General features: G+C 33.9%; 14 protein-coding genes. 10 read left to right on the top strand and 4 right to left on the bottom strand.

All coding sequences use genetic code 11. The features are described 5' to 3' along the window. Position 1: 1 nt before the first annotated feature. Positions 2 to 1,393 (bottom strand): RagB/SusD family nutrient uptake outer membrane protein, encoded by a 1,392-nt coding sequence (locus AB3G33_RS10640; RefSeq protein ID WP_367769157.1) that lies wholly within the window; start codon positions 1,391 to 1,393, stop codon positions 2 to 4. 20 nt (positions 1,394 to 1,413) lie between these two features. Further along, positions 1,414 to 4,449, bottom strand: a complete 3,036-nt coding sequence (locus tag AB3G33_RS10645; protein WP_367769160.1) for a SusC/RagA family TonB-linked outer membrane protein — start codon at positions 4,447 to 4,449, stop codon at positions 1,414 to 1,416. Between the two features lie 1,527 nt (positions 4,450 to 5,976). On the opposite strand from AB3G33_RS10645, the gene AB3G33_RS10650 reads away from it, so the two are divergent. Together AB3G33_RS10650 and AB3G33_RS10655 are read left to right on the top strand one after the other, a co-directional pair. Further along, a complete protein-coding gene (locus tag AB3G33_RS10650; protein ID WP_367769163.1) occupies positions 5,977 to 6,654 on the top strand; it encodes a hypothetical protein in 678 nt (225 codons plus the stop codon). Between the two features lie 182 nt (positions 6,655 to 6,836). Then, positions 6,837 to 7,715: a hypothetical protein gene (locus AB3G33_RS10655; protein ID WP_367769165.1), complete on the top strand. Its 879-nt coding sequence runs from the start codon at positions 6,837 to 6,839 to the stop codon at positions 7,713 to 7,715. A 263-nt stretch (positions 7,716 to 7,978) separates the two neighbouring features. Here AB3G33_RS10655 and AB3G33_RS10660 read toward each other — a convergent pair whose 3' ends face one another. Next, entirely contained in the window at positions 7,979 to 9,826 is a 1,848-nt protein-coding gene (locus tag AB3G33_RS10660) for a UvrD-helicase domain-containing protein (protein WP_367769167.1), read from the bottom strand. Continuing rightward, positions 9,819 to 11,819: an ATP-dependent endonuclease gene (locus tag AB3G33_RS10665; RefSeq protein WP_367769169.1), complete on the bottom strand. Its 2,001-nt coding sequence runs from the start codon at positions 11,817 to 11,819 to the stop codon at positions 9,819 to 9,821. Before AB3G33_RS10665 ends, AB3G33_RS10660 begins: the two co-directional genes overlap by 8 nt. Before the next feature lie 757 nt (positions 11,820 to 12,576). Here AB3G33_RS10665 and AB3G33_RS10670 point away from each other — a divergent pair. The 8 genes from AB3G33_RS10670 (at position 12,577) to AB3G33_RS10705 (ending at position 20,431) form a co-directional block, all read left to right on the top strand. Continuing rightward, positions 12,577 to 13,635 (top strand): DUF4917 family protein, encoded by a 1,059-nt coding sequence (locus AB3G33_RS10670; protein ID WP_367769171.1) that lies wholly within the window; start codon positions 12,577 to 12,579, stop codon positions 13,633 to 13,635. Positions 13,636 to 13,638: 3 nt separating this feature from the next. After that, on the top strand, positions 13,639 to 13,926 hold the full coding sequence (locus tag AB3G33_RS10675; protein WP_367769173.1) for a DUF6150 family protein: 288 nt from the start codon (positions 13,639 to 13,641) through the stop codon (positions 13,924 to 13,926). Positions 13,927 to 13,938: 12 nt separating this feature from the next. Further along, on the top strand, positions 13,939 to 14,211 hold the full coding sequence (locus AB3G33_RS10680) for a CRISPR-associated protein Cas2 (RefSeq protein WP_367769176.1): 273 nt from the start codon (positions 13,939 to 13,941) through the stop codon (positions 14,209 to 14,211). A gap of 231 nt (positions 14,212 to 14,442) precedes the next feature. Beyond that, on the top strand, positions 14,443 to 15,018 hold the full coding sequence (locus AB3G33_RS10685; protein WP_367769179.1) for a hypothetical protein: 576 nt from the start codon (positions 14,443 to 14,445) through the stop codon (positions 15,016 to 15,018). Positions 15,019 to 15,199: 181 nt separating this feature from the next. Further along, the gene (locus AB3G33_RS10690; RefSeq protein ID WP_367769181.1) at positions 15,200 to 16,159 is read left to right on the top strand and encodes a hypothetical protein; all 960 of its coding nucleotides are present in this window, start codon (positions 15,200 to 15,202) and stop codon (positions 16,157 to 16,159) included. A gap of 211 nt (positions 16,160 to 16,370) precedes the next feature. Next, a complete protein-coding gene (locus tag AB3G33_RS10695; protein ID WP_367769184.1) occupies positions 16,371 to 17,414 on the top strand; it encodes a hypothetical protein in 1,044 nt (347 codons plus the stop codon). 597 nt (positions 17,415 to 18,011) lie between these two features. After that, complete coding sequence (locus tag AB3G33_RS10700; protein WP_367769187.1) at positions 18,012 to 18,629, top strand: hypothetical protein; 618 nt, start codon at positions 18,012 to 18,014, stop codon at positions 18,627 to 18,629. A 236-nt stretch (positions 18,630 to 18,865) separates the two neighbouring features. Further along, entirely contained in the window at positions 18,866 to 20,431 is a 1,566-nt protein-coding gene (locus tag AB3G33_RS10705) for an SIR2 family protein (protein ID WP_367769190.1), read from the top strand. The last annotated feature ends 28 nt before the right edge of the window (positions 20,432 to 20,459 follow it).

Here is a 20,459-nt window from a genome sequence, read left to right on the forward strand (position 1 = left end):
TTTAATATCCTGGATTTTGATGTAGGTTTTTGTTCAGTAGTAATTCTGTTTGAGGAATGGGTAACCATTTATCGGTACTTTTCCATCCGGGCTTTAAAGGACTTAAAATCCCATCTGCTTGTTCTGTTCTTTTTAAGTCAAACCAGCGTTGCCCTAATTCAGTAAATAATTCGACCCTGCGTTCTTGTTGAATAGCCAGCAACACGTTTTGGGGAGTGTTGGCCGCCGTATCTGCTAATCCTGCTCGGTTTCGAATTAGGTTTAAATCAGCTAAAGCACCAATCCAATTATTTTGATGAGCCCTAGCTTCTGCACGGATGAGGTATTGTTCTTCTAATCGCAATATAATTGCAAATTCCTGAGAGCTTCCTGTATTGGCGATTTGTTTGTATTTGTATGAGTAGTACCATGTTTGTGTACCGTCCGTCACATTCCCCAACCAATGTTGCTTTCTTTGATCTCCAGTTTCGAATGCGTTTAGTAAATGGGTACTTATAACAGTAATTGGAGGAGGGCCGCTGCTAAAAATAAAAGTATGCGCATCATGCGTGTTCAGCCCCGAAATACCTGGGTGCAATTGCCAAATTGTTGAGGGATTTTCCTTTAGAAATACCTTATCTAGATCCGCTTCCAACTGGTATGTATTCGTATTAATTACTTGGGACGCTTCCTCTTCGGCTAGTTGCCACGCTCCTCTGTAAAGGTACACTCGTGCTAGTACTGCTGTAGCTGTGCCTTTATTTGGCCGAATACGTTCTGCAGTACCATAACTGTCGTTTAATATGCTTTTAGATAGCATTAAGTCGGTTGTAATTTTATCATATACTTCGTCTTCGGACATTCTCGAAACGGTGCTGTTCTTTTTATAATCCGTTGTATCGATGTAAGGAATATCTCCAAATAGATTTAATAAATAAAAGTGAATAAATGCTCTAAGAAACAAGCCTTCTCCTTTTAAGATATTACGCTCCTCTGTGGGAATTGTGGTTGATTTTTCAAGACCTTCTAAAAGTGCGTTTATTGCATAAATTTGACTGTAACTGCTATTCCATAAAGAACTAACCATAGGATTTGAGGAGAGTACGGTATGATTGTAAAAGTCTTCTAAAGGCGCACTGGGACTTCCATAATAGGTTAATTCATCCGAATAGTTTCCCAGTCCATTCGAAAGGCCATCTTGGTTTCCAGAAAGTATGCCGTTTTCTCTTAGTTGTGAATAGCAATTTGAAAGTGCTGCATTTGCTGTTGTAACATCTTCGAACACTGCAGTACCAGTAAGCTGTGATTGTGGCAAATCTACCTCCGTAAAACTTTCGCAGCCATTCAGCCACAAGCAAAGGAGTACTATTAATGCTATTATTAGCATTGACTGTATTAATTTATAGTATTTCATATCGCAATATTTATTGATTTTTAAAAGCTAAGGTTTAGTCCAAAAGTAAATTGACGTAAAGGAGGGGAGTAGAAAGCGGATTGATTTTCAGGATCGGCACCTTTGTACTTGGTCCATGTGAGGAGGTTTTGTCCTTGTAAATAGATTTTTGCTGTCCCCCCTTTTGTAACTTCTTTTGGAATCGTATATGAAATACTGATGCTTTTCAATCGGATGTAGGAAGCATCACTTATGGTTGCGTTACTGTTGCTGTATAAAAAATAGGCATCCAATGCTGCTGCATTAGCTCCTGTTGTATATTGCTGAATTTCGGCATCGGTACCATTTTGTGGCCAGTGATTCAAAACCGCTTGTGGCTGATTGGAGAAATCTCCTATCCAAGAAGCCGTGTATAAGTAATTACGCCCTTTTTGTTTTACGCCCTGAAATAGAAAATCCAGTACCCAATTTTTATAGCTGAGTTGGTTGCCAAATCCTCCAAATAATTGAGGTGCTGTATCTTCAATCCATTGGCGGTCTTCTGGTCCCGTAATTTTTCCGTCACCATTGTAGTCCTCAAATTGATAAACACCTGTAACTGGATCAATTCCTGTGTAGTGGTATGTTTTTTGGATACTCAATGATTTACCTATTACCAGCGAATTGGCGTAAGTAGACCCCTCTAAATCAGGGAATTCCAAGAGTTTGTTTTTAGGTAGGGTCAGGTTTAATGTAGTCGTCCAATTGAACGCTGTCTTTCTAAAATTAACCGTTCGCAATTCCAGTTCTAAACCTGTATTTTGAACTGTTGCATTTAAATTAGCTTGTAAAGAAGAAAAACCTGTAGTTCCTGGTTGTGGCACACCCACAAGTTGATTAGAAGAACGGTTGCAAAAATAGGCTGTAGTTAAGAAAATACGATCGTTGAGAAAACCAAGGTCGATTGCGGCTTCCTTTTTTTTATTGGTTTCCCAACCAAAGGAAGGATTGAAAAGACGAGTAGGTTTTATCCCAATAGTACCATTGTAATTGTTGCCAGTAATCTCATAAGTGTCTAAGAATTGGTAATCACCAATCTGGTCATTTCCACTGGTACCATAACTGATGCGTAATTTTCCGAAACTTAAGAAACTATTATTATTTATGAACGCCTCCTTTGAGAATATCCAGGCTGCACCTATAGCTCCGAAATTAGCAAAGCGATTGCCAGGGCCAAAACGACTGGAACCATCTCTTCTTCCTGTTAAGTTAATGATGTATTTACTTTTCCAATTGTAATTAATTCTACCAAAGAACGCTTGGTATTTGTAAATGGTCAACTGATCGTCAGTAATGGTCAAATAGGAAGCTGCAGCTATATTGTGCAGTAAACTGTTACTTGCAAAACCTGATCCGATTTGCGCCAATTGTTGCCCGGTTTGCTTCTGGAAAGTTGTGCCTGCCAATAGCATTAATTCTGAATTGCCTACTGTTTTCTTCCAATTGATCTGAGGTTCAATAATCCAAGAGCTACGTTTGGCATTGTTTATAATAAGTGTGGAAACTTCACTGCCCAGTCCATACGCTGGATTGTACATGGTAGAAGGAAATGTGCGGTTTTCGGAGATATGATAGTCTGTATACCCTAGATTTGTTTTTATTTCTAAGTTTTCCAATATGTTGTATGAAAGGACAGTATTAGCAATTAGGTTGGTAGTATTTGCTGCATATTTGCCTTCCAAATAGCTTAACGGATTGTTCCAAGTGCCATTTTCCCAATTTAAGTTTCCTAGGGCATCGTATAGAGCTGGGGCATTTGGCGCTAGAATTGTAGCTTGGTACATCAAGTCGTTTGCGGGTAGGCTATTCTTATCAGTAGCATAGTCTGCTGTAAAGCTCATTTTAAAACGATTGTCAATCGAGCGATGCGTTAGGCTGTTGTGAAACGCTAATTTTTCATATTTTGCATCCCCAGGGAAAACGGTTGTTTCGTTACGGTAGGTGCCACTTAACAAAAATTGAGTTTCGGCATTTCCACCAGAGACCGTAGTTTGAATATTGTTCGTATTTGCAGTACCTCCCAGTAATTCTTTTTGCCAATTGGTGTAGCGGTTTTGATCCCAAGTACCATTTACATCATAGGCGTACCCTGGATAGTCTGTAATTCCGTCATTGGCAAAGGCTTCCCTACGCATGGATAAATATTGTGCTGTATTTAGTAAATTCATGGTACGAGTTAGTTTTCCAAAACTGGAATACGTATTCATATCGAATTTGGTTTTTCCTTGTTTTCCTTTTTTGGTCGTTATGAGCACGACACCGTTGGATCCTCTTGAACCGTAGATTGCAGTAGCATCAGCATCTTTTAGTACTTCCATACTCTCAATATCTGATGGGTTAATATTGTTGAGAGGGCTTGCTGATCCTGCCAAAATATTGCCCGATGTCATTACTGAGCCTAATGATTGTGAACTGTAAGGTACCCCATCCACAATATATAGCGGTGCATTACCATCAGTGCGAATGCTGTTTATCCCTCTGATCTGTATGTCGAAACCACCACCAGGAGTTCCAGTGGCTTGTGTTATTGTTACGCCAGACATTCTTCCTTGCATTGCTGCTAACGGATTATTTATAGGTTGTTTTTCTATATCCTTTGCAGTGATTTTCGCAATACTTCCTGTGCGTTCACTTTCTTTAACGGAGTAGTAGCCTGCGTTGACACGGACTTCTTGCAAGGAGGTGATGTCCTCCAGTAATTGTATATTGATAGTTGTACGACCGTTTATGAAAATTGTTGCCGTTTTGAATCCTATGAAAGTGACCACTAGCGTATCAATTGGGTTCGCTTTTATGGTGTATTTTCCATCAAAGTCAGAAATAACGGTTGATTTTGCTTTTCCTTTTATGGAAATAGTAACACCAGTTAAGGGGTTGATTCCATCCGTAATGGTACCGTTTATTTGTATTTGTTGCGGTAAGGAGTGGTTTTGCCTCAGTAGCTTGTTGGCTAGAGCAGGGGTATAGGATAATGAGAACCCGATAATAATCAGGTACCAAAATGCCGATCCACCCTTGTAAAATGAATTTTTTTTCATAATATTGGGTTAGTTAATTGAAACGTTAGTTTTGTTAGCGATGGTCCTCTATTCGTCCGCCAAGAAGAGTTAGAGGGCCTTTTTTTTGATTTAAAGTTTAAATCTTGGTGTCGAAAAGTGACTATTTCCGACATGAGATGGTGTTTTTTATAGCATAGGCAATTGGTTTTAAAGGTTATGTAAGAAAAGCGTACTACCGTTGTTTGTTGCAGCCAAACGCAGGTAGTGCCTTTCCCAACTAATTCAATAATTATTGGTATTGCGAGACTAATAAGAAGAGGCAGTGCTAAGAATAGAAGTTGAGTTTTGCCTAAATAATTGGCATAAAAAATGGCATGGAACTCAGCTTATCGTATCAGAGGTACTGGTATACCGGGGAACAATAAGTGAGCCCACGCCATGGGACGTGAGCATCTTACTTATCTTCTCGTTCCTATAAATTACCAGTTTTCTGATACGAGATTCTAAGCGAATGCTTCAAATATTTTAAATGAAGAAACGCAAATATATAAATTCAAAAACAAATATAAAACAAATATTTGAATTGCGCACTATCGTGTGCAAAATAACCGTAGATATTATATTCTTTTGCTCTAATGACTAATGATAACTCACAAAGTAACAAATCTAAAGATAAGAAGCCTGTAAAGGTTTTTCTTATAGACAGGTATGTTTGTAATTTTATATGCGAGAAGTGGATGAGTGATGATGTATCTAATAGGTCTTTTGGAAAATCTCATGGTATACATGAAGGAATTGTTAGAAAAATAAAAGAAGTAGACGGATATAAGATACCGGTATCTACACTTACTACTATATGTTTCTATAAAGGGATGAAATTGTCAGAGTTTTTTAAATTAATAGAAGAAACATATGGCGAGTTAAATGATAACTTTGAAACCGTCTTTAAGTAATTAACGGCAAACAAGATTGGTGAAGAATATTGAAATGTAGATGCTGAGAAGCATCTTTTTCTATTTTATAACTAAACGGAGCACTTGTCAATTCGGGATTATTAGTTGTCAAAAAAGGAGTAATTGACTTCAACATAAAAAAGGAAATCTTATACCTTCTATATTAGAGGTATGGAATGGTATGAGATACTAATAGTGATTGTGATTATCCCGCTGGGAGCATATATAAGAGGGAAGATCTATGACTTCAAGAGGGATTATGATAAAATGGTAGTTGGAGGAGTAGGGGAAAGGGATAGAAAGATGCTGATGAGGTGTCATTTTTTGTTTTATGGTGGCACAAATTACAAAACTGGCTACTTTGCATTGGTTGATACATCATTTACTAGAAAGCGGTACCGATCTTAAATATATACTAGAATTATTAGGGCATAGCAGCAGTAAAACTACAGAAATTCAGACCCACGTAAGTACGAAAAGTATGCTACAAATAAAAAGCTCACTTGATGATTTGTAAGAAATAAAGCAATATATTTGATTGCTAATAAAGTGTGATAAAACAAGACCTATATACAAGTTAGGCAACATTTCACAACCACGTAACAAATAACTAATGGATTATAGACCAGAACCAAATTTCTATTTTGACGGAGGCGATCTATTCTATGTAGAACTTTCAATAATTTCATTTAGGAATTATATTTTATTGGTTGAAAAGAGTTTCGATGAACAGAAAAAAAATCTTTCTGAAAAATATGCTGAACATTACAAAAACCTTGATAATTCTGATTTATTCTTACATACTACAACTTCAGAACTTCTAGAAATTGAACAAGAATTTATACAACGGTTTAGAAAATCAATTGTAATTCAAATATTTTCCTATTTAGAAAGTGAGCTTAAAAGCATTTGCAATACGCATTCTGATTCAACAAAAAGCATTTATACAGTTAACGATTTAAAAGGAAATAGTGATTTAGATAAAGTCAAAAAATATTTGACAAAATCCATGAAAATTGAAGTTGGTAAATTTGATCTATGGCCATTCATAAATAATCTAAGAATATTGAGAAATAAAATTGTACATGAAAATTCAACAATTCAAATTAATGATGGGGATTTGAAAGCAATAAAAACATTTTCAAATAACAAATTTTTACTCGAGTCAGAAAATCCAAATTCTGAGTTCTACAATATTGTATTTAATAATCAAGATTTTCTAGACGAATGCTTAAATAAGATCGAATCATTTATTCAAGAAATTATGAAAGATTACAGACCATTTTATTAATAGAAAAGTGACCTTAACATTGGTTTTCTGCGATTGGAAGACTTTTTTTTATTTAGAAAATTCTCTGAATCTTCTAAGTTTTTTTCTTGCACTGGTAATCTTTTGTGATAAATTTACGTAACCATCATAAAGCCTGCGGGACATAAGGGAACATTATAACAACCAAATAAATAAACAATAAAATGGCATTTCAACGTTGGGAATCAGAAGATGAATATACTCATGCTTTTAGAATTTTTAATAGTCATCACACTTACATGAATTCATTATATTGGTCTCATGTTCCTGCCTCAACTTTTGTTCAGGCAACCTATCGTAAAAATGCGAATTCAGGACAAACAACTAACCAAGTATTTAATTTATCCGGACCTGATTCAAATAGAGTTGCACAATCATTAGAAGACTATAGTAAACATTTAAAAGAGTTTGACAATTGGGTAAGATTAAATACATTGGTTTCTGTACTAGGATACTTTGAAATTTATTTAGGTTCGATAATCTCACTTTCTGTAGAATCAGATCCTGGAATTTTATTTTCAATTACAAGAAAAATTGACGGCGTAAGTGTATTAAAACATAGCACGTCGGAACAATATTCATTTTATGAAAAATCAGACGAAATTACAAAAGGAGAATGGTCGACAAGAGTTGCGAACTATGGCAAAATATTTGGCTTAATTCCTATAGATTTGGGCAAAAACATTACAGCTTTAGACAAAATGAGAAAAATAAGGAATAATGTGGCGCATGCTTTTGGTCGCGATATTAATTTATCTCGTGCTCGCTCAACTTGGAAAATGTTAGAAATTGAAAGGCTTTCGGAAGATCGATTAAAGCGTTATATGGAAATTATCCGAAAAGTGGCCAGAGGTATTGACGCCCATTTATTAGAGAAACATATAGGAAGCTACGAAATGCTTCATTTCTATCACACCAACATAAAGAATTTTGATCCTTCAAAAAATCTATTTGATTTTAAAGTTGAAATTAATTCTTTAAATGTGAAAAATAAAGGAATTACATATTGTAAAGATTTGGTTAGCTATTATAATTCAATATAGTAACGTTGCCTAACACTTGCCACAAGAGATTTGGGCATTTGGCTCAATTTGAAAATAGTCTTGTATTTGGAATGATTAGGCAAATCCGAAAATAAGGCTTAATTTAACCCCAAACCTCTTGTAGCAAGGGAACGTTGGTGGCTATAATCAAAAGCAGAAACACCATCCCCAAAAATTCCGAAGAGTAATTACATGGCTAGATAACTTCTGCATTGGGATTTCATTCTAGGTTGTTTCAGCTCGCATTTTATCAAAAGTTCTCGTTATTGGAAACTGTCCTGGGAAAAAGTGTTATCATCAGTGCCAAATTTTTCATGGAGTATGGACCAAAAAGGCGATGGACTCTTATTAAATCGGTAATGCTTATCATATTTATATACGTTGTTGATGCTAGAGTACAAAAGAATACAGGTTTTCTTAGCCCGACTGACGCAAACATAGCATAATCGGGAGTCTTCTGCCAAAGCGATTTCGTCATCTTTATGCAAATAGAAAGGGAAATTACCGTCCTCCATTCCTAACATTATTACGACTTCAAATTCTAAGCCCTTACAGCTGTGTCTGGTACTTATTGTAACTTCGTCATTCGGCGTTCTAAGATTTGCCAACCGACTTAGCGGTGCACCCTTTAAATTTCGTAGCCTCGCTTCATCAAGAAGAATGTCAAGATTTGCTATTTCGTCAGGATATAGCTCAGAAGTGGCTAAAGTTGCTTTAATATCAAGTTGGTCAATGAGGAAAGTACACCAATCAAAAACTGTTGCTTTTGTAATCGACTTGGTCAAAACTTTATGAAGTTTAACCTTGAGTTCTATATCGGGAAGGAAACGTCTATCGTCTTCATGCGTGTAAAGGAGTTTTCTCCAAAAATTAAAAAGCTCTTCGAAGGATATTTGTTCGTGTTGAATGCACCAACCAGCACATTTTTGTAACCATATAAGAACTTCACTGTTTTCGAAATCCCATTTTGCAATGAAGAACGGGATTTGTCTGGTTTGGAGTGACTGCGCCATTTCGGCTACATTTTGATTCCACCCCACGATGATACCGATTTCATTCAAAGAAACTCCTTTTTCAGTAAGTTTTGGAATAATTTTTTGGGATACCGTTCGATATTGGTCATCCATATCTTCTTTACAGGTAACAAAAACGAAATCCGCTGCCTCATCAGTTAAGTTCTTGGAAGAATAATTTGGCAAAGGAGGCTTTAGCTGAAGCGTACCTAGTGAAGCTTCGATAATATACGGGGAACTACGGTAGTTAGCTTCTAATTCCACTAGATGGATATCATCGTTGTTTTTCAGTTCCTCCAGAAAATCCGGATACCCACCGGTGAATCCATAAATCGATTGATTTACATCTCCAACTGCGTACAACTTTATACCTGCATTGAAAGTAAGCTCTAGAACCATTTCATGTAAAGGTTTGCCGAGATCCTGATACTCGTCAACCAAAAGCCATGGGAATTTACTTCGTAATGACTTCCTAACGAATTCTTGCTCTCTGATTAATGTCGCAGAAAGGTTTATGATACTAGTGAAGTCGAGGAAGTCAGATTCCATTAATAGTTCTTCGAAACGGCTTGCTGCTTGCTGTATCGTTTCTGTCGATGTGATGGTCACGCCACTTATCCCTTCCAGACTTAAAGCTCTGCATCTATTTATCTCAACTAGGGGTAGCCTTTTTGGATCCTCGATTCCCATTTCTTGCAATACCGTATTGTAAATCTTTCGCTGATTATCAGAGTCGATTATTTTAATTGGATATTTAACTTGATATTGCGGGTATAGGTGGGCGAAAGGTTGTATAACATGTACCAAACTGAAGCCGTGTACGGTTCCAATAAAATCACGTTTGTTAGGAACATAGCCATAGCTCTTCAATCGGCTTTCCAGCTCTCTAACAGATTCCCTACTAAAACTAATGCAAGCCAAACCCGATGGTTCATTTATGTGCATTTTGGACAAAGCCATAGCTTTCAAAGAAAGCACCCTAGTCTTGCCGCTTCCCGGCCCGGCAATAACAACTGTGTTAGCCATCGAATTGTAGGCTTCAAATTGCTGATCGTCTTTTTTTATCAGACCCAGATCATGATAAAAGTTGCTATTCATACTGTTCCTTTACAATTGTTATCGCTCTTGCAATTCCATCAGATATGTATCCAGGTATCATATCTTCTGTCATTTCACTAGCGAGACGTTGAGCAAACCTCCCTTTGCTGATACTCGCTTCTATTTTCGACAATGCGGCCCAATAATCTTTACCGTCCAAAGCATCATTGAAATTTTTAAGTTTTTTGGGCCCACCGTTTGTCAACTCTTGATACATTTTTTTAATTGTCGTAAGATCATCAGTATCCATTTCTTTGAACATATCGACTTCCATTGTGTAATTTCCTACGAAACAGCCATTCTCTCTAAAAATGTCTTCTTGATCGGGAATAGTATCGGGAATCTTTAAAATAATGCCTAAATCCGATAATATTGCCCCTACGTTTTCGTTACCAGCATAACCGAGATCATCTCCGTCTTCATGCATCCTATGGTATTCGCGAGTTGTTTTGGTTTTGCCGTCGACAGTCAGCGTCACTTTTCGGTAATAATCACCATCCGTGAATAATATCCATGGAATTTCTAAGGTTTCTAAAAGCTGAATGTACGGTTTGAAATTCGTTGAATTTACGTTACACACTATTATACCATAATCGTCAAGCGGTGTGCCAAGCTTATTAGCCGCTGCCGGAATAATGTATTCTTCAGCAATACCTTCGACCAAGAGGATTAATTTGCCGAAATAAATTTCTCCCCTTTTGGCATCTACATAACGTTCTATATCTTTTTTATCCCAATCACTTAATCCCAATTCAACTGTAGAAAAGGCCTGACTTCCATCACCGACTTTCCGAATATGAACAATGTAGTTCAATGGCGAAATCGAGGTGATGAAAGTAGAATGGGATGTGAAAATGACGGATGTACCGCTTTTGTGCAAAACCTCCCTGTAAATTAGCCTTTGAAGAAGTGGATGTAAATGAGCCTCAGGCTCCTCGACGGCAAGAATTGTAAAAGCTTGGAATTTGTAATTGTTCTCATCCATGAATTCGTATAATGCCTTATACTGTTCGGGTTCAATGTTATTCTTCAGGATAAATTTACCGCTTTCACTCACTTCGTAAGATTTAACTAAGACATCTGCACCCTCCAAAGCTTCGAGCTCGGCATATCTTTCGGCTTTCAGGACTGGTGTAACGGTTCGATCTTTCAATAAAAGAAGCATAAGGGAGATGTATAGGATGTTCGCTAATCCTAGGCTCAGTTCCGATATCGGCCTTTTTTCAAGGCCCATATAAACTTGGAGAGCATATAATAGTCTTTCAGTATCGACATCAAAAGTTTGCAACGAAATCTCGGTGTCCACCTGAAGACCTGAGAGCGTGTTGAAGCGCGACTGCAATGCCACTTTAATATGGACGATTTCGTCAAGTTCTAGAATTTTATCCGCCGCATCCTGCATTTCGGATGATATCTCTTCCAGGTCCTCTTTTGAAATATCATAGGTCTTTACGAGCTGATATAGCGTTGACCCTTTACCAGCCCTCAACTCTCTTTCAACATCCCGGAGCGCTCTGATAACATGTATATTTATGTAGTTGCGGTCGTCGTGCGAAAAATTCTTGTTATCACCATTACCTTTATAGATAGCATAAGTATATCTTACAATTTGGCCTTTGTCATTCCTTTCCGGAAAAAACCTGTACCGGAATTGCAAAGTCGGTGGATCAGAATCGACGGCTGCATCGTCGAATTGTGCTAAAAGTTTATTGCTGTGCTCGTAACCTCTAATTTGGAGAGTAATCTCAATTTCGTCCCCATTCACCATCGGGTCTTCCAAGCTATCATGAAAATCCTTTTCAGTTAGCGTGCGGTCTTGGTCCGAAAAATCCCTGTCCAAAATAAGTTGGATAGCGCGCAAAAAATTTGTTTTCCCAACATTGTTCTCGCCCAGAACTACCTGTTTGTGGTCAAGTTTGACGTCTAAGTCAAGAAAATTCCTAAAGTTTTTGATTTGAACCCTTGAGATATACGGATTGTATTGATTTGCCATTTAGTTTAATATTAAGCTTTGGTGGAGTCTGCTAATGTACATATTATTAGTATTTTTACCTCATTCAATCAAGCAATTCGCAGTTTTTTTAATAATACTGAGACAGTTATGTACCCAACAAATTGTATTGCTATACGCACGGCTTCAGCTATATCAACTTCAGTAGGTAGTATGGATTTGCTCTATATCTGAGAGGGAAGCTTTATTAATATTTAAAGGATTAGTATTACAATGATAGTTGGAAGAGTTGGGAAAGGTTGATGAAAATACTGATTAGGTGTCTTTTTTTGTTTTATAGCAATATGTAGCACTTGTCAATTCGGGATTATTAGTTGTCAAAAAAGGAGTTTTTGATTTCTTGCTAAAAAAGAAAATCTTATACTTTCTATATTTGAGGTATGGAGTGGTCTGAGATACTAATAGTGATTGTGATTGTCCCACTGGGAGCATATATAAGAGGGAAGATCTATGACTTCAAGAGGGATTATGATAAAAATGGTAGTTGGAGGAGTAGGGGAAAGGGGTGAAAAGATGCTGATGAGGTGTCTTTTTTTGTTTTTATATATAAATGTATCTGAAGAAAGTTTTCTATCGTGGTTTAATTTAAATCAAATATCACTAAAAGTGGGTATTGTAACAATACTTAAAAAAGTCTTTATTTACGAACTAGGATATATAGCTTAATTTATGGTAAAACTTTGAAAAAGGGTTATTTATTGATGTTATATGCTAGTTGTATGCAATTAAAACCAACCGAATGGAAATAGAAAAACTAATGACTTACCAAGAAGTTGTCGCTTCTTTGAACAAGAAAAAAAGGAAAAAGCATTTACTATTTGGGAATGGTTTTAGTATGGCTTTTGACAACAATATATTCTCATATAATGCATTAAGCAAATTTATCGAAGATAGTGGCGATCCAATGGTTACAAAACTTTTTGAAAGACTTAATACAAAGAATTTTGAATTAATAATGCAACAACTCGATAACTTTTGTGAAATAGCGGACTTATTTAGTAATGACAAAACTTTAGTTCCAAAAATAAAATCAGTTACGGAACAGTTAAAGAACAGCTTAATAGATGCCGTAAAAGAATTGCATCCTGAACACGTCTTCAAAATTCCTGATGAAAAGAGTGAGTCTTGTATGAAGTTTTTACAGGAATACATATCTCGTGATGGGTTAGTTTTTTCAACTAATTATGATTTACTTTTATATTGGGTTTTAATAAGAAATCAAGTAAAAAATGCAATCGATGGATTTGGACGAGATTTAGAAACCGATTTGGATAGTGGAGAATACATTCCGCCAGAGGATTTTGAGTATTCCGAATTGAGATGGGGAAAATATAAAAAAGAGATGACCGTATTTCATCTACACGGAACTTTACCAATATTCGATACTGGAATAAATATAGTAAAAGTGGAATATGACAACGCTCATTATTTACTTGAGAATGTCAAGGAAAGAATTGACAACAAAGAATACCCAATTTTTGTTACTGCTGGAAACGGGCAAGAAAAACTGAACCATATTATGCACAATAAATATCTAACTCATTGTTATGACCAATTGTGTACTATCGAGGGCTCGCTAGTAACCTTCGGATTTAATTTCGGAGAATATGACCATCACATTATTGATGCTGTAAATAAAGCAGCTAAAATGGGACAAAAAGTGAAAGACAAACTTTGGAGTGTTTACATCGGAGTATACTCAGATGAGAATTTAGAGTATATAAATGAAATTAAGGACAAGTTTAAATGTAAAGTAACACCTTACAATGCACGGACAGCTAACATTTGGAATAATTAAAATATGGCACTAATTAAAATAAAAGAATCTCGTAGCGCATCTGACATTTTAGTATGCGAAGTTACATCTAGAAGTGTTGCAGACCTATTAGTTTGTAAAGTGGAATCAAGAAGTGTAGCAAGAGGAAATGACCATTTATGGTGTTTTGTTGAGTCATCTTCGGTAGCCGACTCTAAAATTTGTTTTGTAAATTCTAGGTCTGTTGCTGATTTGTTAATCTGTTACGTAAACTCAAGAAGTGTAGCGGGATGGAAAAAAGAACATCCGTTAAAAGGAAAAATAGGAAATTAAACACTTTAAATTATGAAGAAAAGTTATTTAATTGGTTATGATTTAAACAAATCAGGTCAAGATTATGCAACCCTAATTGACGAAATTAAAAAATTAGGAACTTGGTGGCATTGTTTAGATAGTACTTTTATTGTTAAATCTTCGTCAACAGCAGCTTTAATTCGAGACCATTTGAAAAAATTTATTGATTCAAATGATGAACTTTTAGTAGTTTGCTTAACTGGAGAAGGAGCTTGGACTGGATTTAGTAAAGATTGTTCCGACTGGCTAAAAAATAATCTATAAAAACTGCATACAATCGAGTAGACGGCTCCGCCAGAAACTGACGGAGTGCGCCTCTCACATCACCGTACGTACGTGTCTCGTATACGGCGGTTCGCAAAGTGAAGGGTTGAGTTCCATTCTTAAAATAAGAATAATCTTCAATTATGTCTGTATTTTGCTATATTTGAGGGTAGTAACAGTGGTTTTTCAGAGACTGACGTTATAAGCCATTTTACAAAACTGGATATCCAAATGAACCAAGAATATAAAATATGGTTTCCTCATGAAGTTTTTTATATAGAAAGCTTACTTTCAATAACACGAACAGTACTTTCTGAAAAAAATGTAGTTATAACTATATTAGAAGAGGTTGAAAGTGGAAATAACGAAAACGGAAAAATTCTAGTTGATGCAGTTCAGAATATTTGTATTCAAGCTGCACAAATCTCAAAATTTTTCTGGCCAATAAATAATAATAAAATTCACAAAAAGCGTGGCCAAAGGTTGCGCGAAGTTTACGAAATAGATGAATCAAATTGTCTTAAAAACAAAGATGTAAGAAATTTTATTGAACACTTTGATGAAAAGCTTGATCTGTATTTAAATCAATTTATAGCTGGAACTATTATTCCTTTTTATGTTGGACCACGAATTGAAATGGAAGCTAGACAAATATTTCGTGGTTATTTTACAAACGAAGCTGTTTTTAAAATCTTACAATTGGAATATGAAGTAATTCCAATTGTTGAAGAAATTGAAAGAATACATATCTTATTGGAACAAGACGTTACAGACGGTCGATTTAGAAGTAATAAAAACGGCTTATAACCGCCATTTGAGCTAGCTGTAATTTAGTAGAACTATCGTTTCGCATCAAGTTTTCGTTAAGCCGAAAACTCAAAGGTTACGAACTTCTAGCCATCTCAAAATGGCATAATGCTAACTACAATTTTACCGTATAATACTAAAATTAAACAACTTAACATAAATACTTTTAAATTTTTAATTAATGGATAAAGCAAGAATTAAGGATACTGATGAAATTGTTATGGCAGACACTATACTTGATCTTTATCCAAATTATAATGAGCTAGAATTTGTATGTATTGATGAAATATGTTCTGTTCGTATGTCTCCAACTTGTATTAAAAAGACAGAACGTAAAAAACCACATTTTAAAAAATACAGAAATAGAGAACATATAGAAACCTGTGAATACGCCACTTTAAGTAAATTATACCAAAAAGGAGGAAATGAAAAATTAAATAAAATAGAAATTAGTAAAATTGGTTACCCATCTGTTTTTATTTTAAATGATGATGAAGAAGATTTTAAAAAAATCACTAAAGCCAGACTTGATAGTAAAGACGAAGGAGTTACTGGCCGTGGTAATGCAATATCAAAAGTTTACGAATTTGATGATGAAAATGTCAAGTTTGATAGAAAAAATAGAGTTCAAAGTATTGATAGAATTGTAAATTGGTATTTAGGTTTTCCACACAATAGAGATGTTGAGATAGAAATAAATTCTATAAAAATCGCATATAGATACTTTTTCAAACAAATAAAATATTTCACAGATCCTATAAAATTGCAAAATGAGAGAATATTTTATGGTAAGCTTATATTATCAAAAACAAACAAAAATGTATTTGATAAATATACTGATTGCGTTTATTTTAATTTATTGGCTTATAAAGATGAATCCAAAAAAAAATCTAATTATTCTGTTAAAATTGATAAAAAGTTAATATCAAAACATAGTTTATCTAGGTTGAAAAATAAGTATGACAAATTATTTGACAAAGCATTTACGGAATTAGAAGAAGGAACAAACGAACCTAATTTCGGTCTGTATGTTTTCGTTTATGGGACAATTGACGAGAATAATGATACCATTATGAATGTCAAACAAAATCATATTACTTTCAGATATGATGAAGTTAGAAAAACAATTATTGAAGTTTAAAATAATTACTAAACAGTTTTATGAATATTTAATATAATGAAAATAAAACCTGTAGTAAACAGCTAGAGTTTCGTTGGGCTTGAAAAGCCAACAACGAAGCCTGCGTTCTACGGAAATTAGAGGCAGTTTAAATACTGTATATTTACTTCCTAATTAATAAAAATGAAGTTCGTTTGAAGGTTTTTAGACGAACAGACGTTGGCGACATTTTATGAAAAAACCTAAATGGCAAATAAATTTTAGAGATTTACCCGAAATACCAAAATCGAAATTATGGTTACCAGGTGGAAAAGAAACTTTAGAACATGTTATTTCGAAAAAGTTATTCATTGGAAAAGAAATAACAAAAGAAGAAAATGATATAATGATTAAATTGGGTTTATTCTATGGGATTTTATATAAGTCATTACAAGAATTAGATTATACCAACTTTACCGAAAAGGATTTTGAAAATTTTAAAAACTATATTTTTTATGCTTTTAACTATATCCTGCTTTTCACTAACCATCTAACTATTTATAAATTATATAGAGTTGTTATTAATGAGAACGTATCTGGCTCAAAAAAATCATTAACAAAAAAAGGGTTTTTAACATATCCTCCACAGCATATAGTAGCAAAAATAAATAAATATAATAGGGCTAATTCTCCAAAAACAACAATTTTTTACGGAAGCGAAACTATAGATACTGCGCTTAATGAAATTAAACCAAAAATTGGAGATGTAATTTCTGTTGGTGTATGGAAACCATTAAATCTAAATTTGGAATTCATTAGTTATCCGATATCACACAGCGAGCGAGGTTATGGAATTAACGAACATTCAACTAGTGCTTTGAATGCTTTTTATGATTTAAAAATGAACCAAAATGAAACTTTAAAAAAATTTTTAGAACCATATTTGTATATCTTAGGTTACGAATTTTCTAAACCCATAAAACATCATTATGAGTATTTTTTAAGTTCTCTATTTTCTGAAAAAATATTAAAAAAAGCAGAAAACAGAAACGAGAGATTCAAAATGGAATGTATAATTTATCCAAGTGTTGGCAATAAGTTTTTAAAGAGTAACGTGGCTGTACGAAAAGATATATTTAGACACAAATTTGAATTAACAAAAGTGATTGAATTTGAAGTTACAGAAACAAATTTCGATTACATCCAAAATCAGAAAGATACAGAAAGTATAAATCTAGTGAAGTTTAAAAATTTAAAAGAAACCAAAAATATTCAGGGAAATAATATTACTTGGTAAAAAAATGTCTGCCAACAGCTAAGTTTTCTTGCTTGAGCAGCACCAACAATGAAGCCTGTGTTGAACGGAACCGATTACATGCCGTCAACACTATAGAGTTATCGTAAAATTTTTACAGACATTTCAAGAGGCCATTGTGCCTCTTTTTTTATACTTGTCTATTCGGGATTACTACTTGTCCAAACGGGAGTAAATGGTTTAGGAACACGAACACTCCAATAGTTCTGTTCTATTTTTGATAAATGGAATTGTATGAAATTATAGTGTTTATTGCGGTATGGCCTATGGGACTTTATCTGAGAATGAAGATGGATAAGTTCAGGAAGGATTATCATAAGAATGATGGCTGGAAGGATAGGGGGAGAGGTTGAAAAAAATACTGATGAAGTGTCTATTTCTGGTTGCTGGACGTACTAAATCTAGAGAAATCTGTATAATTCAAACCAAATATCACTAAAAGTGGGTATTGTATTAATAATTTTAAAAGCTTTTATTTACGGGCGAAGATAAAATAGCGCAAATCGGGGTGGAACTTTGAAAAAGGGATGGTGTTTGATGTTGTTTAGGAGTTAGCGGCCATATTAATAAACTAAAAATATGCATTACAAATTAACTGAAGAAATAATTTCACTTAGCGATTCTCAAACTTGGGATTTTGCCAAACTTGAATGGGATTTTGAATTTGCATATTATGCAGAGGATTTGCAAACTTGTTTATGTGGACATTATCCAATTAAGAATATCTGTGTAATACGAAATAAAAGAAATTCAAATCAAACCGAAGTCGGAAATTGTTGCATAAATAAGTTTTTAGGAATTGAGGATGGAAATAAAATATTTGTTTCAATAAAAAAGCTTAAAAATGATAATTCTAAAAGTATGAGTGCAGAAGTGATAGATTACATTTACAACAAAAAAGCTATTTCAGATTTTGAATATAAATTTTACCTAGATATACACCGGAAAAGAAATTTATCATTTAAACAACTTGAAGTAAAGGAACGTATAAACGCTAAATTCTTAGCGTTTACAAGTTATGAAACTAATTCACATTTTAATCGAATAAAGCTTGTCTTGAAATGGGCTGAAAATAATTCGTGGTTTGATAAAAACTTTGTATTGTCTCTAAAAAAGAGTTGTGAAAAGAATGGCAAGTTATCCGAAAATCAAAAATCTGCTCTGGAAAATATCATTACAAAGCTTAAAATCGAATAGAAATACGGCTGTTAACAGCCTAGAGGTTTTGTTGGGGTTGTGCAGCCAACAATGAAGTGAAGTTCACGGCCATCAAAACAAAATATATACCACCCGTAAACTCGTTTTTAATGGAACTGGTTACATGCCGTTCCAACTATGGAGTTGTCGTAGAGCGTAAAAAAAATAAGGAAATCTGTCAGGTTTATTATGTAACAATATAATGAAAATGGATTTTGAAAAAAAAGTAAATAAAAATGAATATTAAAGAATTTGTAGGGAAATTCAAAAGTCACCCTGTGCTTTTTATTGGAACTGGAGTAAGTTTAAGATACTTGAACAATTCATACAGCTGGGATAGTTTGCTTAAGAGTATTTGTAAAATAATATATTCAAATGAAGAAAAATATTTAGATATTAAAGCTAAATATATAATAGATAATGGTGTATTTGATTTTCCTAAAATTGGATTTGATATAGAAGAAGATTTTAATCAATTTCTTATGGATAACAGAAATGGAGATTATAAGCAAATTAATGACCAATATTATGAATCTATAGCAAATGGAAAACCAATCAGTAGATTCAAATTATACATTTCGTATCTATTAAAAGATCTTGATTTTGACCCATCTAAGAAAGATGAAATTGAGCTTTTAAAGCAACTTAAGAATAACATCTCTTCCGTCATAACTACTAATTACGATACACTTCTAGAAAGTGTAATCGGATTCAAACCTTTAATTGGTAATGATATATTATTATCAAATCCTTACGGAGCGCTTTACAAAATACATGGCTGTGTATCAGATCCTTCTAAGATAATTATTTCAGAAGGAGATTATCAAAAATCAAAAAGTCAGGATGAATTAATAAGAGCTCAATTACTTTCTCTTTTTATTCATAATCCAGTGATTTTTTTAGGCTACGGGGCCCAAGATGAAAACGTTAATAACATTTTAAAAACGGTATTTAAATATACAGAATACAATACAGAAGCTTTTAAAAAAATTAAAGAAAATTTTTTAATAGTAGAATATGTGGCAGATTCAAATAATCAAGAGATATCCGATTATCATTTAAAAATTGAAGACATTCCAATACAAATAAAAAAACTTCAAACAGATAATTACTCCGCTCTTTTTAAAGAACTTATAGAAGCAAAATATCCTATTTCAGCAATCGATATTAGAAAAGTACAAAATATTATGTACGAAATAATAGATACTGCAAGGTCATCAGATAAAAAATCAGTTCGCGAAGTCGTAGTCGTAGAATCTAATGAACAATTAAATAATGAAGACAGAGTACTGGTTATAACATATGGGAATAGAGATACAGCAAAAACAATAAAGCAAACTGTGTTTAAGGAAAAGTTGATTCCCGAACATATGTCCGTAAATGATTTTATCATTAATTATTTTGAAATAATTGATGAAAAAAACAAAGAAAGAATAAAAGTTATCGATCACTTAATTATTGCTAAAAATATATATTTCCCAATATTAGGTTTTAAAAAAATATACTTTAAGTTAAAAAATGCAGAAAAAATAGAACAAATTCAAAAGCAAATTCTAGATAGGTTCACTAATAAATTTAGTGAAAAGCCAAAGAAATTTAAAAAACATTCATCCATCGATGAGATTTATAAAGATTCAACAATTGTAACTTCCAACAAACACTTATCTATTGTTTTCAATGTATGGAATAATAATATTCCATTAGAAGATATTGAAAAATTTTTAAGAAATTACAATGAAGATAAATCAGATTCAAAGTACAGAAGACTTATAACATTGTACGATTACAAAAAGTATAAATAGACAGCTCGATAGATATCGGGCGTACTGA

Source organism: Flavobacterium sp. WC2421 (genome assembly GCF_040822115.1).
In the GTDB taxonomy this organism is placed as follows: domain Bacteria; phylum Bacteroidota; class Bacteroidia; order Flavobacteriales; family Flavobacteriaceae; genus Flavobacterium.

Bases quoted from the DNA above. Each gene is read 5' to 3' on its own strand.
- AB3G33_RS10640 (WP_367769157.1), bottom strand. From the start codon at position 1,393: ATGAAATACTATAAATTAATACAGTCAATGCTAATAATAGCATTAATA.
- AB3G33_RS10645 (WP_367769160.1), bottom strand. From the start codon at position 4,449: ATGAAAAAAAATTCATTTTACAAGGGTGGATCGGCATTTTGGTACCTG.
- AB3G33_RS10650 (WP_367769163.1), top strand. From the start codon at position 5,977: ATGGATTATAGACCAGAACCAAATTTCTATTTTGACGGAGGCGATCTA.
- AB3G33_RS10655 (WP_367769165.1), top strand. From the start codon at position 6,837: ATGGCATTTCAACGTTGGGAATCAGAAGATGAATATACTCATGCTTTT.
- AB3G33_RS10660 (WP_367769167.1), bottom strand. From the start codon at position 9,826: ATGAATAGCAACTTTTATCATGATCTGGGTCTGATAAAAAAAGACGAT.
- AB3G33_RS10665 (WP_367769169.1), bottom strand. From the start codon at position 11,819: ATGGCAAATCAATACAATCCGTATATCTCAAGGGTTCAAATCAAAAAC.
- AB3G33_RS10670 (WP_367769171.1), top strand. From the start codon at position 12,577: ATGGAAATAGAAAAACTAATGACTTACCAAGAAGTTGTCGCTTCTTTG.
- AB3G33_RS10675 (WP_367769173.1), top strand. From the start codon at position 13,639: ATGGCACTAATTAAAATAAAAGAATCTCGTAGCGCATCTGACATTTTA.
- AB3G33_RS10680 (WP_367769176.1), top strand. From the start codon at position 13,939: ATGAAGAAAAGTTATTTAATTGGTTATGATTTAAACAAATCAGGTCAA.
- AB3G33_RS10685 (WP_367769179.1), top strand. From the start codon at position 14,443: ATGAACCAAGAATATAAAATATGGTTTCCTCATGAAGTTTTTTATATA.
- AB3G33_RS10690 (WP_367769181.1), top strand. From the start codon at position 15,200: ATGGATAAAGCAAGAATTAAGGATACTGATGAAATTGTTATGGCAGAC.
- AB3G33_RS10695 (WP_367769184.1), top strand. From the start codon at position 16,371: ATGAAAAAACCTAAATGGCAAATAAATTTTAGAGATTTACCCGAAATA.
- AB3G33_RS10700 (WP_367769187.1), top strand. From the start codon at position 18,012: ATGCATTACAAATTAACTGAAGAAATAATTTCACTTAGCGATTCTCAA.
- AB3G33_RS10705 (WP_367769190.1), top strand. From the start codon at position 18,866: ATGAATATTAAAGAATTTGTAGGGAAATTCAAAAGTCACCCTGTGCTT.